Source organism: Kordiimonas lacus (assembly GCF_001550055.1).
In the GTDB taxonomy this organism is placed as follows: Bacteria; Pseudomonadota; Alphaproteobacteria; order Sphingomonadales; family Kordiimonadaceae; genus Kordiimonas; species Kordiimonas lacus.
On record NZ_LRUA01000003.1, the window covers coordinates 601,919 to 616,477 of the forward strand.

At 57.2% G+C, this 14,559-nt stretch carries 15 protein-coding genes and 1 riboswitch; of the genes, 5 read left to right on the plus strand and 10 right to left on the minus strand.

Annotated features, from left to right (window positions below):
* The first annotated feature begins 238 nt into the window (after positions 1-238).
* Positions 239-1,591 (plus strand): 30S ribosomal protein S12 methylthiotransferase RimO, encoded by a 1,353-nt coding sequence (gene rimO / locus KORLAC_RS06155; protein ID WP_068304443.1) that lies wholly within the window; start codon positions 239-241, stop codon positions 1,589-1,591.
* 4 nt (positions 1,592-1,595) lie between these two features.
* Here rimO and KORLAC_RS06160 read toward each other — a convergent pair whose 3' ends face one another.
* The 6 genes from KORLAC_RS06160 to KORLAC_RS06185 form a co-directional block, all read right to left on the minus strand.
* On the minus strand, positions 1,596-1,970 hold the full coding sequence (locus KORLAC_RS06160) for a hypothetical protein (RefSeq protein WP_068304445.1): 375 nt from the start codon (positions 1,968-1,970) through the stop codon (positions 1,596-1,598).
* A gap of 163 nt (positions 1,971-2,133) precedes the next feature.
* Positions 2,134-4,170, minus strand: a complete 2,037-nt coding sequence (locus KORLAC_RS06165) for a hypothetical protein (protein WP_139167552.1) — start codon at positions 4,168-4,170, stop codon at positions 2,134-2,136.
* A 92-nt stretch (positions 4,171-4,262) separates the two neighbouring features.
* A complete protein-coding gene (locus KORLAC_RS06170) occupies positions 4,263-4,895 on the minus strand; it encodes an alpha-ketoglutarate-dependent dioxygenase AlkB (RefSeq protein WP_068304446.1) in 633 nt (210 codons plus the stop codon).
* Positions 4,896-4,900: 5 nt separating this feature from the next.
* Entirely contained in the window at positions 4,901-5,635 is a 735-nt protein-coding gene (locus tag KORLAC_RS06175; protein ID WP_068304680.1) for a 2OG-Fe(II) oxygenase, read from the minus strand.
* A gap of 150 nt (positions 5,636-5,785) precedes the next feature.
* Positions 5,786-6,811 (minus strand): hypothetical protein, encoded by a 1,026-nt coding sequence (locus tag KORLAC_RS06180; RefSeq protein WP_068304447.1) that lies wholly within the window; start codon positions 6,809-6,811, stop codon positions 5,786-5,788.
* 48 nt (positions 6,812-6,859) lie between these two features.
* On the minus strand, positions 6,860-7,672 hold the full coding sequence (locus tag KORLAC_RS06185) for a substrate-binding periplasmic protein (protein WP_082714529.1): 813 nt from the start codon (positions 7,670-7,672) through the stop codon (positions 6,860-6,862).
* A 166-nt stretch (positions 7,673-7,838) separates the two neighbouring features.
* Positions 7,839-7,990: riboswitch (FMN riboswitch) on the plus strand.
* A 105-nt stretch (positions 7,991-8,095) separates the two neighbouring features.
* On the opposite strand from KORLAC_RS06185, the gene ribB reads away from it, so the two are divergent.
* Positions 8,096-8,764, plus strand: coding sequence for a 3,4-dihydroxy-2-butanone-4-phosphate synthase (gene ribB / locus KORLAC_RS06190; RefSeq protein ID WP_068304451.1), 669 nt, complete (start codon positions 8,096-8,098; stop codon positions 8,762-8,764).
* A 39-nt stretch (positions 8,765-8,803) separates the two neighbouring features.
* Here the strand turns inward: ribB and KORLAC_RS06195 are convergent, their stop codons facing one another.
* The 3 genes from KORLAC_RS06195 to KORLAC_RS06205 form a co-directional block, all read right to left on the minus strand.
* Complete coding sequence (locus KORLAC_RS06195; protein ID WP_068304453.1) at positions 8,804-9,175, minus strand: hypothetical protein; 372 nt, start codon at positions 9,173-9,175, stop codon at positions 8,804-8,806.
* A 92-nt stretch (positions 9,176-9,267) separates the two neighbouring features.
* A complete protein-coding gene (locus KORLAC_RS06200) occupies positions 9,268-10,053 on the minus strand; it encodes a substrate-binding periplasmic protein (RefSeq protein ID WP_068304455.1) in 786 nt (261 codons plus the stop codon).
* Positions 10,054-10,199: 146 nt separating this feature from the next.
* Positions 10,200-10,826 (minus strand): glutathione S-transferase family protein, encoded by a 627-nt coding sequence (locus KORLAC_RS06205; protein ID WP_068304457.1) that lies wholly within the window; start codon positions 10,824-10,826, stop codon positions 10,200-10,202.
* A 187-nt stretch (positions 10,827-11,013) separates the two neighbouring features.
* Between KORLAC_RS06205 and KORLAC_RS06210 the strand changes: the two genes are divergently transcribed.
* The gene (locus KORLAC_RS06210) at positions 11,014-12,177 is read left to right on the plus strand and encodes a type III PLP-dependent enzyme (protein ID WP_068304458.1); all 1,164 of its coding nucleotides are present in this window, start codon (positions 11,014-11,016) and stop codon (positions 12,175-12,177) included.
* Positions 12,178-12,199: 22 nt separating this feature from the next.
* On the opposite strand, the gene KORLAC_RS06215 is transcribed toward KORLAC_RS06210, so the two are convergent.
* The gene (locus KORLAC_RS06215) at positions 12,200-12,835 is read right to left on the minus strand and encodes a DUF2306 domain-containing protein (protein ID WP_074519387.1); all 636 of its coding nucleotides are present in this window, start codon (positions 12,833-12,835) and stop codon (positions 12,200-12,202) included.
* A 225-nt stretch (positions 12,836-13,060) separates the two neighbouring features.
* Here KORLAC_RS06215 and KORLAC_RS06220 point away from each other — a divergent pair, with 225 nt between their 5' ends.
* Together KORLAC_RS06220 and KORLAC_RS06225 are read left to right on the plus strand one after the other, a co-directional pair.
* On the plus strand, positions 13,061-13,759 hold the full coding sequence (locus KORLAC_RS06220) for a helix-turn-helix transcriptional regulator (protein ID WP_074519403.1): 699 nt from the start codon (positions 13,061-13,063) through the stop codon (positions 13,757-13,759).
* A 199-nt stretch (positions 13,760-13,958) separates the two neighbouring features.
* Positions 13,959-14,537 (plus strand): hypothetical protein, encoded by a 579-nt coding sequence (locus KORLAC_RS06225; RefSeq protein ID WP_068304462.1) that lies wholly within the window; start codon positions 13,959-13,961, stop codon positions 14,535-14,537.
* Positions 14,538-14,559: the final 22 nt, after the last annotated feature.

Here is a 14,559-nt window from a genome sequence, read left to right on the forward strand (position 1 = left end):
CCTCCATTCGCCATTCAGCCCTAAAATCTGACCAAATGAGTCTCCTTTATACACGCAATAGGACGTGAACTGAAAGTATTTTCGGGAAATAACAACCTCAGATTTATTTTAGCCATCAACTACAGCAGTTCCACGTTGCTCGGCCCCTTCGCTTCTGGCTGGCAATTCCCCTGAAAACTCTGTATAAGCCGCCGAAATCGGCGGTACTGCCCATGCAATTGCAGGAAAATGTTTGCTCATGAACACGCATACTTCAAAGGTTGGTTTTGTCTCCCTTGGCTGTCCCAAGGCGCTGGTGGACAGCGAACGGATTCTGACAAAGCTCCGCTCGGAAGGCTATGAAATCGCTGCTGAATATGAAGGCGCGGATGTCGTGGTTGTGAACACCTGCGGCTTTATCGACAGCGCAAAGGAAGAAAGCTTCGCCGCCATCAAGGAAGCCATGAACGAGAACGGCAAGGTGATCGTGACCGGTTGCCTGGGCGTGGATGAAGGCGCGGTGCGCGAAGTTGTCCCCGGCGTTCTGGCGGTCACTGGCCCGCACCAGTATGAGCAAGTGGTGGGCGAGGTGCACAAGGCAGCGCCGCAGCCGCACGACCCCTATACCCACCTTGTGCCGGAATCGGGCCTGCGCCTGACGCCGCGCCACTATAGCTACCTGAAGATTTCAGAAGGCTGCAACCACCGCTGCAAATTCTGCATCATCCCATCCTTGCGCGGCGACCTGGCATCCCGCCCGATCCGCGCGGTTCTCCGGGAAGCCGAAAAGCTGGTGGAAGCCGGGACGCAGGAACTGCTGGTGATCAGCCAGGACACCTCAGCCTACGGCCTTGACCTCAAGCACCAGACAGAAAAGTGGAAAGACCGCGAAGTACGCGCCCACATGACCGACCTGGCGCGCGAACTGGGCAACCTGGATGCCTGGGTGCGGCTGCATTATGTCTACCCCTACCCGCATGTGGATGATGTGATCCCGCTGATGGCGGAAGGCAAGATCCTGCCCTACCTGGATATCCCGTTCCAGCATGCGAACCGCGACGTGCTCAAGGCCATGCGCCGCCCAGCGAATGAAGCCAAAGTGCTCGAGCGCATCCAGAACTGGCGCAAGATTGTGCCTGAAATCGTGATCCGCTCCACCTTCATTGTCGGTTTCCCTGGCGAAACGGAAGAACAGTTCCAGTATCTGCTGGACTGGATGCAGGAAGCCCAGCTAGACCGCGTTGGCTGCTTCAAATATGAGCCTGTTGACGGCGCCGCCGCCAACGCGCTGCCAAACCCTGTGCCGGAAGAAGTGAAGCAGGAACGCTGGGAACGCTTCATGGAAGTGCAGGCGAAAATTTCCGCCGAAAAACTCAAGGACCGCGTGGGCATGGAAATGGCCGTGCTGATCGACGAGGTCACAGATGAAGGCGCGGTGGGCCGCACGTACGCAGACGCGCCGGAAATTGACGGCCAGGTGCACCTGATGGGCGCCACAGAGCTTTCGCCGGGCGATATGGTGATGGCGCACATCGACGCCAGCGACGACTATGACCTGCACGGCCATGTGGTTGCCGATGATGAAGAGGACCAGGACGACTGGGACTGGTAAGGCCCTAAGCCGACATCACCCCCAGCGCACCTGAAAGCGCCGCCAAACTGAAAAGCAACCAATGGGGCAGCCGCCAAAAGCGTTGCCCAAAACGCCTGATAACGGCGGCGCTCAATATTGCCAGCATCGCCGCCATCACCGCGCATGCCGCCGCCGGCAAAACGCCGAAAGGCGTGAAGCCCGCCCAGATAAAGACCGCAGCCACACCCAGGTAAAGCAGGGTAAAGGCATGCCAACAGCCGTATAGCACCGCTTTCATGGTGTCATTCAGGTCCTGTGACGCCAGCATCGGGCGCACCACCCGTGCCCCGCCTGCAAATACATGAAAGGCGGTCGTCACCAGACACACAAGCCCCGCCATCAGAAAATATACAGTCATACATGCCTCCCGGTTCATCCCGAACACCATAGACCATGCGCTGCCTATTGGCAGACGCCATGATGCCGCAGGCTCCCGCACCCTGGCACGCAGCGACGACTATGACCTGCACGGTCATGTGGTTGCCGATGACGAGGAAGATCAGAACGACTGGAACTGGTGACTATTCCGGCGGTGAGATTGCCAAATAGACCGTACTCCATAGCTGAGCGGCATTTGACTCGGTCAGGTGCTGCAGGCCCTGACCATATGGTACAGCCTTGTAGGCTCCATCTGTGTACTCCCATGACCACAGCTCTGCCGTTTTTACATCATGGCCGTTGCCAATCGCGGCCCAGAGTGCGTCCCGAAAGGCCGCGAGCCTCGCTTTCGTAGCCTGAGGTAAATCTTCACGGCTGATTTGACGGTCGAGGCCAGCTGCCATCATGGCCTGCTGCCAGGGCCACACCACCGGCCCATGATAGTGCCCCCGAGTGAAAATTGCCTGAACGTCTGCTGCCGCGTATACGGGATTTGACACCAGCATGCCCACTGGTGTCATCAAGCCTGCCGGAAATGCCTGGCGTGTCTGCTGCATAATCATATCCAGGCGGGCAGCACTTGGCTCACTGAAAAACAGCAAAAATGCCGGGTCTGATTGCATCACCCTAATGGGCGTACCATCGGCCGCAAGCGCCAGCGCAGGAAAATGCACCATATCGTCAGCGTCTGGCTGCACAGCAACCGTAGGCACTCCAAGAACGTCTGCATAGTCGTCGACCCGCCTCTGGGCTACATCCAGCGGCAAAGCCGCTTCGAACAGACTTGGCGCTTCACGCGTCCAAACTTCAGCCATTGCAGCCGCATTGCGAGCAAGACCTTCGTTCTTGACGACACCAGCCTCAACCAACTGGGTAATCGCTTCCAAGGCCGCTGGCACCAGTACAGCATTCACACTGTATGAATAGCGTCCATTTGCCAGGCCTTCCTGACTGTCACGCCAGTCACCCACACGGCTACCTTCTTCAATCTCGATCAGGGTGTGGAACACCGGGTCTTGCGCGAAAGGCTGTGCGCACTTCAGCACATACCGAACATTACGCATCAACAGGTCGGCATATGTCTCGTCCATGGTCGCTTGCTGAGCCAACAGTGCCTTGAGATGCGCATGTTCCTTTTCTCCCATGGACAAGTAACGCGCCAACACGGGTGTCAGCATGAAATCTTCATCCACCATGGCATAATCATATATTGGCCGGGCAACGGCTTCATTGCCACGATCGAGCTGTCGCAAGACAGCAAATTCAGCGATATCCTCCTCATGCGCCACCTGCCCGTCTGCTGCCAGACGAGACAGTACGGAAGTTGCTGCAGCCTCAAAGGCCTTTGGCTTCAAGACTGGCATCAGAAGAGCTGCTGACAACAGTGTGTCGCGGCCAAAATAAGTATTGAAGCGCCAGGAACCGGCCAGCATTTTCTCCTCATAAGTCAGGAAAGCAAGTATGTTCCGGGACAACCTGTCCAGGGCAGCTTCGTCGGTCAGAAGGTCCTGCATGGGAATAGGCGTCAGTGGCGTGTCCCCTGTCAGCGCCTGCATGCGAAAGCGGATCATGCCGTCCGTCCCTGCATCCAAGCGGAGCTTGCCTTCTACTTCAGCAATTTTGCCTGACAGCATGGTCAGGCCCATTTGATAGCCACCCGAGCCATCAAGCCGAACCCGGGACCAGCGTACAGTGTCCACTCCACTGGTGCGCGACACTTGTATCCGATTGTCCACCACGCTTTCATGCATATAGGTGCGGATCGTACGAATGTTGCCCTGAACGACTTTACGCACCACCAGCGTGTCAGCTCGCACTGAAACAGTGGCTTCAATGCCGTTAAGTGGCCCCGATGGTGAATTGATACTCAACGGGGTCAAGTCCTCCAGTGCTTGCCACGCCACTTGCTCCTCAGTCGTATCAAACCATAGGCTGACTCCACTATTGCCAGCAGGGAATGCTACGATAAGGCGCGGTCTTCTGCCTGATCTCAGAACAGTGTGGGCCGCAACCGGGCCCGACCGGTAAAACTCATTATAGATTTTGCCCTCTGTCACTGCGAAATGCAGGATATCCTCAGCCGCATCCGACGAAAAACCTACCGGCGTCCAAGCAACCACCAAAGCCATCGCCAGCAAGCGGGCACGCCAGACAAAAAGAACTCGCTTTACTCTCGTCACTTCGCTTCTCCCTTGTTGCTCACCATGTTTACCCAATTCAGATCAATTATGCAATCGATTGCAATACAAAGAGACCTGAAGTAGTTTTGTGGTCAGGCCACGCGGAAGGTCAGGCTGTAGCGCTTGTTTCCTGTCGGTGGGTGTTGGCCTTCCTTGAGGGTCTTGACCCCGTGATAGGCCATGCGCGCGGCACCCCCCATCACCAGCATGTCGCCGTCTTCAAGCCCGATGTTGACGGGCGTACCGCCGCGCGCGCTGCCGAACAGCTGGAAGGTTGCGGGCACCCCAAGCGACAGGGTCACCACGGGCCAGCGAAAATCGCGCTCATTCTTGTCCTGGTGGGACCCAAGCTTGAGCCCTGGTTCATAGCGGTTGATCAGGCAGGCATTGGGACGGTACCCGTCAAAGCCACCTGCTTCTGCCGCCCGTGTCGCCACATCCATCAGTGCGTCAGGGATCGCGGGCCACGGTTGGCCCGTCTCAGGATCATCCGGTCGGTAGCGGTATCCTGACGGGCCCGATGTCCAGCCCAGGTCACCCGCGTTTGTTGTCGCCACCCGGATCACATGCCCGCCGGGTGTCCGCTGGTTTCTGAAAGGCGCTTCAGCCGCAATCTGCTGCATCAGGACAAAGGCCTGCGCGCTATCAGCAAAGCCACGCAACAATGTGACACCTTCAGTGATCACCTCCCGCCTGGGGCGCAGGCTATCGAACAGGTCAGCCACCCCTGTTACCGCGCGTCATGGAAGATGATGCCAAGCGTACAGCGCTCGCCAGACGTGATCTCACTCACCCCGTGCCTCAGTTTTACCCGGTGATAACCGCGGCTGCCTTTCCTGGGGCGTTCGTTGACGGCAAAGATGATCGCCTGCCCCTGCCTGAGGCGCGGCACGTGCCCGACAGACTGCATGCGCGGCCTGTTTTCAACCAGCATGAAATCGCCGCCTTCGAAGTCCGTGCCGGGGTCCGACAGCAGCACTGCCATCTGAAACGGGAAATAACGGTCACCATACAGGTCCTGGTGCAGGCAGTTATAATCCCCTGCCTGATATTTCAGGATTAGGGGCGTGGGGCGCGCCTGCCCATCCGCGTGGCAAAGTGCCAGATAGTCATCAAGCCGGGCCGGGTAGCCTGCCTCAAGCCCCAATCTGTCCGCCCACACGTCAGCTGCCTTGGCAACATGGGGATAGGCTGCCTGACGCAGCTCCGCCACCACAGGTGGCAGCGGGTAGCTGAAATATTTATATTCGCCCTGCCCGAAGCCGTGCCGTGCCATATGGATATGGCTGCGGTACAGGCCTTCCTGCCCGAAGCCAGCCTTCAGGGCCGCGCACTCATCGGGTGTCAGGATGGGACCAGTGACCGCGTAGCCCGTTTCCAGCAACCGGTGCTGGATATCGGCCCACGGCAGGCTGTCAATGCGGGCGGCCAGTTCTGATTTTTCAAGGATTGAAACCTGTGCCATCGCTGTCTTCTTCTTGTGAATTGCCATGCCTTTTCATGGCTCTGGCAACCCGTTCAAGTCAAGGAACAGCCAAGAAAGAGGTCCGTTTCCGGCGACAAAAAAGGGCCGCCAGAAACGCTGGCAGCCCTGACCTTCATGTTCGCAATTGCTTCAGGAATCCAGCTTTTGCTCCGCCGCGGCTTCCGCTTCTGGCAACAGATAGCCATGTTCCCCAAGCGGCAGCCCCATGATGTCAACCATGCGCTTGTTCACCTGGCGAATGAACGGATACAGCAGCCCCCTGGTTTGTTCGCTCATGCTATAGTCAAGCGAGACATCAGGTTGCTGCTCAACCGCTTGCCGCGCCGCCTCAATCAGCGACAGGATCGATTTGACGCGTATCTCTTCCGCCTGCAGCAGGTCATCAAAGACCGGGCGGTTGGATTCAAGGGTTGTCAGGTCGTCAGGACCAACCGGCAAGGAGCGGTCGCCGCTGAGGTCAATACCCTGGCGCAGATAGAGCCGCTGAAAATGGTATGCCTCCGCATCGGAAAGTTCGTTTTCCGCATCACTCATTTCCGCTTTAATGACAATATCATGGGCTGCAAGCAGATCCTGCAGTGCACGTGGGTTTTGCACCAGATCCTCATACAGAAGCACTTCGAATTTGTGGAAATGGCTTGCCGCCACACCGGCCAGCGACACATGGTCCATGCAGGACATCAAGCCCTTGCTGCCGCGCACCAGGTGATATTTCACGAAATTGTCGAAACTGGCCCGAAGTCCTTCGTGCACAAGAGCATGCTTATAGGACGCGCGCAGGAAATCGACCTGTTCACGGATCACCAGGATCACCAGCGTGTCTTCCGGCATCACTGCCTTGAGGCGCTGCATATGGCTGTCGTAGCCGTCACCGGTTTGGCCGACGATATTGTCGTCGCTTACAATGAAGGCTGTGGCCCCATTTTCTTCGGCGCTTTCCAGGCCAAGCCTGAAAACGGTGGCAACCAGATCGGAGTTATAGTGATAACTTGGTATTTGCAGAAGTTCCGTCTCAAGCGCGAATTGCACTTGGCTTGGCACATGGCTGGTGGGGCCTTTGCCCAAGTAAAAATTATTGCTTTCGTCGGTCAGGAACAAGTCCCGAATGGCCGAAGCCCGCGCCATCGGCATCCCAATATGCAGCACACCTTTCACGGCGCCCCCCTTTTCAAAATTCCTCAATCCACTGTGTTATGACATGCATCACCCATCAGGCCAATGGCCTTGATCCGGGAGAGTGGCTTCCCACTGGCCGCCATCTGCCTGTTGCTCGTTGCTCACCAGCTGATAGTCGCCTGACGCTTTCAACTGCTCGTAAGAGGCCTTTATCCGTGCCCTGATGTCGGCAGGCACATTGAGGCCGGACGCGAGGTAAAAGCCAGCACGGCTGTCCAGACGCATGACCGGTTTGGTCAGGTCGAGCGAATAGCCTTCCGCTTTCCGAAGGCGCCGATTGACGGAAAAATCGCTGATGTAAAGGTCTGCCCGACCGGCCAGCACCATACGAAAATCGCCTGTGCCCTCCTTGGCAATCGGAATGATGTTGGCAACCGGCACACCGGCCCACACCAACAATTCGCATGTCAGATCGCCAGACACGCAGGATGCGGTGAACATGCCCGCCTCAAGGTTTTCCCGGGTAACGGGCCGGGTTTCCTCTGCCCGGGCAAAAATATGAAAATTGGATTCAGCGAGCAGCACGAGCCAATCGAAGCCATATTCGCGGCGCGGCGTGCGGGTGATGGTGTAGATCAGCGCATCCGGCCGCGTTCGCGCGTAATTCATCGCCCGTGCCCACGGTACGATCTTGATCTCATATTGAAGTCCGGCCGCATCCAATACCTGCCGCACCCTGTCGGTTGCTAGGCCAGCCACCGATCCGTCGGGTTTGGCATAATTGAAGGGAGGATAATTTTCGGTATAGACAATGAGAGGCTGCCCATCTGCCGCACGCGCCGCAGCAGCACCGCACACAAGTGCGAGCATCGCCAGCCCCATTTTAATCCCTAGTCGCATATCTACTCCGTGACAAACGGCTACTCGATACGCCCCACAGCCTCATACCACATAGTTTAGGGGCGCAGCATCAACAATCGGTTAACACGTGTCTGCTTGAAATCACCGCCCCTGCGCGCTAATTCAGTTTCACGGCAGTTCCACGGTGGAGCTGCCAACAAGTGAAGCTTGTACTCAGGGCAGGGTGAAATTCCCGACCGGCGGTATGGCCTGGATTTCCCGGCCGAGCCCGCGAGCGCCCACCAGACCTTTGGTGGGGTCAGCAGATCCGGTGAGACGCCGGAGCCGACGGTATAGTCCGGATGAGAGAGTGGAAGCAGTGTGCCCCTTGGGGCATGCTTTCTGGTGCGTGTGGCCCTGCCCTGCGCCCAGTCCGTCTTTATATGCCCTGATTCCTGCGCCTCTGATGATTGGAGACATACAGTGAATCAGACCAACCCAAACCAACCAACCCTGGCCGATTTCGGCAGCCCGCACGCGCGGGTGGAAAAGGCCATCGCCAGCTTGCGTGCGGGCGGCGGCATCCTCGTGATGGATGACGAAAACCGCGAAAACGAAGGCGATATCATCTTCCCGGCAGATACCATGACGGTCGAGCAGATGGCGCTGGTGATCCGCGAAGGCACCGGCATCGTCTGCCTGTCGCTGCCTGACGAGACACTCAAGGCGCTTGAGCTGCCGCAAATGGTGGCTGACAATTCGTCCAGCATGGGCACGGCCTTTACTGTATCGATTGAAGCCAAGCACGGCGTCACCACCGGCGTGTCGGCGGCGGACCGCATCATCACCATCCGCACCGCCATTGCACCAGACGCCAAACCAGACGACCTGGCGCGCCCGGGCCATGTATTCCCACTCAGGGCCCACCCTGGTGGGGTGATGGCACGCCCGGGACATACCGAAGCCTCGCTGGAGCTGGTAACCCGCGCTGGCCACAGCCCGGCGGCCGTCTTGTGCGAACTTCAGAATGCAGATGGCACCATGGCGCGGCTGCCTGAAATCCTGCAGTTTGCGCAGGAACAGTCCATGGCTGTGGTCACGATTGAAGACCTGCAGGCCTATATGGCGGCAGCGGCCAGAAAAGTCGCCTAAGAACGGCTATGAGAAAAAGCGCGTGTCCAAGGGCGCGCGCTAACCCCAGAAGCCCGGCAGCGCCAGCACAGTGATCGCCAGAAACAGCGCCCATTGCGGCATCTGGCTGAAGCGCTGCTTTTTCCAGGTAACCAGGCCAAGGTTCCAGACACAGAAAGCTGTGGAGAGGAAGGTGGCAAGCACCGCAAGCTCAATCCCCTCCGGGTGGAAAGCGGCCCAGAAGAAACTACCCGCCATCGCCGCCAGCGTCAGCGACACCAGGTGCCAGCAATAGTAATTGGTATATTTGGCAACCGCGTGAATATCTGTGGCGTCCAGCAAAGGCCTCGCGATTTCGCGCCCGCCCAGAATGCAGTGGATCAGCATGGTCAGCGCGCTGGCTGAACCCGCCAGCAGAAACCAGATGTTCATGAGAAATGCCCCCGTTTGTTAGGAAGCAACCCTACCCTGCCATAGCCAGATGTGCCATGAGGCACACTGTCGCGCACCCGTCAGCATGGCGTCTATTCGGGCAGGTTGTCCAACTCGCTTGGGTCCAGTGTCAGCAGATCACCCGCTTCCCGCAACCTGTCCCGGGCACCCATGATCGCCGCACGCAAATCAGGTTTGAGCCCAAGGCCGGATGCGAGGAAAAGGTCCCCGCCCGCCTCCAGCGTTTTCACAGGCTTCAACCGGTCTGGCGACACCCCAAAGGCCTTCAGCCGGTAGCGATTGTGGATTTCTTCCGCCACATAAAGATCTGCACGACCCGCCAGCACCAGCATCACGTCCGGTCGGTTCACTTCAGCGATCCGGTAGATGTTTTTCTCCGGCACCTTCAGGCCCTTCACAAGCAGGCAGGATATATCGTCGACCAAGCAAGCCACTCGATAATGAGCCATATTCCAATCTATTTCGGCATCGAAACGATGATCGTCCTGCCTTGCGAACAAGTGGAACTTGATGCTGCCAAGCTGGACAAGCCACTGGAACAGATCTTCCCGGCCTTCCTGCCGGGCGATGGTATAGATCAGGGCATTGTCTTCCTCGAGCGTGGCACGGTAGGCACGGGTCCAGGGCACGTGGATGATGCGGTATTCAATGCCGGTTTCATCCAGCAACCTGCGCACAAGCCGGGTCGACAGGCCATCTAGCCGCCCGTCTTTGGTCAGATAGCTATAGGGTGGGTAGCTTTCCGTATAAACGACAATGTCTGGGCCTTGGGCTTGCGTGGGCGAGGCCAGCAGGCAGCAGACGCCGAGCCAGGCCAAAACAACGGCCCGGCGACCAGCGCCTACAGGCAATGGCACTCGAAAAATCTTACCAAACAACTATCAACGGTCCTTTTAACCTTTGCCCGTCACTCAGGCACCCGGGCAGGCTTTCCAACCACCCCAAAAAGTGGGTTCAGCCTACAGACCACTGATTAATTAAATCATAACAGGTTAAAGCTGCTTTACGCGCCAAGCTGGTATGGCCCCCCACGCTCCAACGCATGGCCATAGGCCGGTCGCGCCTGCATGCGTTCAAGATAGGCCTTGAGGTTCGGGAACTTGGCAATGATCCCGCTCACGGCCGCCACTTCAAGCACGAAAACAAGCATGATGTCCGCGCCGGTCAGCTGGTCGCCAACGAAGAAATCCCGCTCACCGAGCCGTTCGGCCATATAGGTGAGGTGATTGCCAATTTCGCTCTGGATACGGGGTGCAAGCGGCGCCGCCGCCTCTCCCAGCCTGCCGGTATAGAGCGCCAGCATGAAAGGCAGCATGGCGGACCCTTCTGCAAAATGTAGCCATTCCACATAGGAATTATAGTCCTGCGCGCCGGGGTTCGGGCCGAATTCACCGCCACCATAGGTGCGCACCAGATAATCCACAATCGCGCCCGATTCCGCGATTTTGACGCTACCGTCTTCCAGCACCGGGCTTTTCCCCAGAGGATGAACCGCCTTCAGGCTATCAGGCGCCAGCCGGGTTTCCTTGTCCCGCTCGTAGGAGACGATGTCATACTCGAGCCCCATTTCCTCCAGGATCCAGAGAATACGCTGCGACCGTGAATTATTGAGATGATGCACCCTGATCATAAGGCTCGTTCCTTTCCGTTTTTTTTCCCTTAGTGCAAGAAGTAGAGCCTTTTAGTCGGCTGCCCAACCATATATTGGGGCCTACATTATTCGTTTGGGCCTTCCCGCGAATATGGTATTTTACGCCTCCCCGGATAACCGGGCCGGCAGCATGCCGAAAACGCCTAACAGGAAGGCCGTCGCACCAATGAGTGCCCAGATCGAAGATTATTATTCGCCCGATACCTTCAACCGCATCAAAGCCCTGGCCGACACGCAGGAGACACCGTTTCTTGTAGTAGACACCGGCATGGTCGATGAGGCTTATAATGACCTGACACAAAAGTTCCCCACCGCGAAAATCTATTATGCGGTGAAGGCGAACCCGGCGCCGGAGATCATCAACCTCCTGAAGGACAAAGGGTCAAATTTCGACATTGCGTCCATCTATGAGCTGGACCGTGTGCTGGAGCATGGCGTGTCACCGGACCGCTTGAGCTATGGCAACACCATCAAGAAATCCAAAGACATCCGCTATTTCCATGAGCGCGGCGTGCGCCTGTTCGCGACCGATTCCGAGGCTGACCTCAGGAATATCGCCAAGGCGGCACCGGGCGCCAAGGTTTATGCCCGCGTGCTGACAGAAGGCACCCACACTGCCGACTGGCCCCTCAGCCGCAAGTTCGGCTGCCAGAACGACATGGCGATCGACCTGATGATCCTGGCGCGCGACCTGGGGCTGGTGCCTTACGGCATCTCCTTCCATGTGGGCTCCCAGCAGCGCGACATCGGCGCCTGGGATGCGGCCATCGCCAAGGTTTCCAGCATTTTCGAGCGCCTCAAGCTTGAGGCCGGCATTGAGCTCAAGATGATCAATATGGGCGGCGGCTTCCCCGGTGCCTACACCATGCGCGCCCACGAACTGCAGACCTATGCGGAAGAGATCACCCGCTTCCTCAGGGAAGATTTCGGCGAGGACATGCCGGAGATTATTCTGGAACCCGGCCGGTCGATGGTGGCCAACGCCGGCGTGCTGGTCAGCGAAGTGGTGCTGATTTCCCGGAAAGCCCGCACCTCGCTACACCGCTGGGTGTTCACCGACGTGGGTAAATTCTCCGGCCTCATTGAGACCATGGATGAAGCCATCAAATATCCGATCTACACCGAAAAGCAGGGTGAGCTTGAAGAGGTCGTGATCGCCGGGCCGACCTGCGACAGCGCCGACATCATGTATGAAGACAACAAGGTGCCGCTGCCGCTCAATCTGGCCATCGGGGACAGGCTCTACTGGTTCTCCACCGGGGCTTACACCACCAGCTACAGCGCCATTGAATTCAACGGCTTCCCGCCCCTGAAAGCTTATTATATCTGAGGCTTGTTATATCTAGGCAGTTTTACGGGGTGGCCTGGGCCGCCCCTGCCGCAACCGCGCGGCGCGCACCTTTCCGGCGCACCAGCCATTCCGCGACCAAAAGGTTCGGAATCCAGCAGGCATAGGCAATCACCGGATAGGCTGTGCCGAACGGCAGCCCCATGACCCCCAGCGATAATGGCAGATAAAGCCTGAGCGTCACCGCCGCGAAGGTCAGCGCGAAAGACCGTGTCATCCACCTCTTGTGGTCCTGGAAGCGACGAGCGCGGGCCGTCAGAAAGCCATAGCCCGTGGTCACCACCCAGGCGACACCCAGCCCCAGGAAGCCCACCTGCGCCACCACACCGGCATCCGACCCAAACCCCAGCCAAATGCCCCCAACCGCGGACAGCATGCAGGCCGTAACATACGTGCGACCAACCCAGCGGTGCAGCTTTGGTGCCCGGGCCCGCAGCTGGGTGAAAAACTGGAAGCCGCCAATGGCCAATGCAAGCGGCCCGAAGCCGAAGTGCAGATACATGGCCAGCGGCCGGTCCGCCAAATGGTGGGCCATGCCATCATTCTGGATGGGGCTGTCGGGCCAGATCAGGGCCCAGCCATAAAGGGCAACAGCCACTGACAGGATCGTCATCAGGATTATCAGGATCGTTTTCATCATTTCCTCGCTGTCTTTGTCACGACTATCGAGCAGCTCTGTCGGCGCTTCGATGCAGAAATCATGACCTGAAAATCCGGAAAATCAAAGCGCTTGTCGCGTGCGTGCCGAAACGCGTCGTGAAATTTCAGTGTCAAAAATGCGCTTCAGATTACGTCTTGCCAAAAACGGACGCCTATCGCACCTTACTGACACTTTTTGTCAGCATGGTGGGGTATGGTGGCCGGTATGAAACGCGCAGACCGACTTTTTCAGATTGTGAATTTCCTGCAGGGCCGCCGCATGGCGGTGACGGCAGAACGCATCGCGGACGAGTTTGATATCTCCATCCGCACCGTTTACCGCGACATTCAGGACCTGATCATCACCGGCGTGCCCATCAACGGCGAGGCCGGCGTGGGCTATATGCTCGATAAAAGCTATTACCTACCGCCCATGACGTTCGATGTGGAGGAACTGGAGGTTCTGATGCTGGGGGCCGCGATGGTCTCCAGCTGGACCGATACGGACATGAGCGTTTCGGCCCAGACGCTGATCCGGAAAGTCAGGAATGCGCTGAGTGAACGTGACCGCGAAACATTTGAAGGCATCGCACTGTTTGCCCCGCCTTCGCGCGCCCGCCCGCCGTGGAACATCAATTTTTCTGCCATTCGCCGGGCGGTCCGGAAGAAGGAAAAGATCCACCTCGACTATAGCGACGAACAGGGACGGTCGACCGAGCGCACCATCCGGCCCCTGTCGCTGGTGTTCGTCGGGCCTGTCTGGATGATGCTGGGCTGGTGCGAGCTCAGGAAAGATTTTCGCCACTTCCGGCTGGACCGGGTCAACCAGGCCACCTTCACCGGTGAATTTTTCGAAGACACGCCAGAGACATCCCTTCAGACCTACCTCGACAGCCTGGGCTACTGCGACGGCCTCCGGCCCTAAGCCACCTTGCGCACAAGGAAGCAGGCAAAGGCCTGCGTATTGCCTCAGGCTTTTTTTTGTGGCCATGATTGAAGGATTGGCTACAGTCACTTCACAGACCAAATGCTGCCTGCTAGCAAAAAGATAAGTATCATGTCCCCGGAATTCCGAAATCATATGGGTGATTTGGCAAGAGGCCCATACTATCCGAGGTGAGTAAATGAAAAGCCTTAAACAAATACCTTCCCTGTGTTTGGCTGGGACTTTGATATTTGGATGTGTTCATCCGATCAGCGCCAAAGATAGCTGCGAGCTTGCTATCGCTGAAAAGTCTTCAGCCGGTAATGCAGTGGCGTTCTTTGAAGGTTGGGGTAAGGCGAGTATCTCAGAAAACATTTGCGAAGCCGAAAAAACAGTACTTCAGTCACCGTTTTTGATGATCCGGATATACAACTTGAACAATTCGTTTTCGCAAGTGCTATTTTGGGCCGATGAGCAGGGAGTATTGATTGATAGGGAGGGTGGTAAACATAAAGTGACGAAGCCTTCGATAGACGAATTCAATGTTCAAGACATCTATGAGGTGCTTACGGAGGAGAATTTGGTAATTGATAGCGGCAAATGGCTGCTTGATGCTAACAATGTATATCTGACCTATTTTGACGGCACGTCGTACTTCAGGAAAGGTATGTATACCGATTTTGATTTTTCCACCGAAGATAACATTAGGTTGCTCAGCTTTTATAAATCGATCCGATTCATAGTGGAGTTGGAGAGAAAAGCCATTTTGGCTAATTAGGAATTCCGAGAATTCCGGGGAC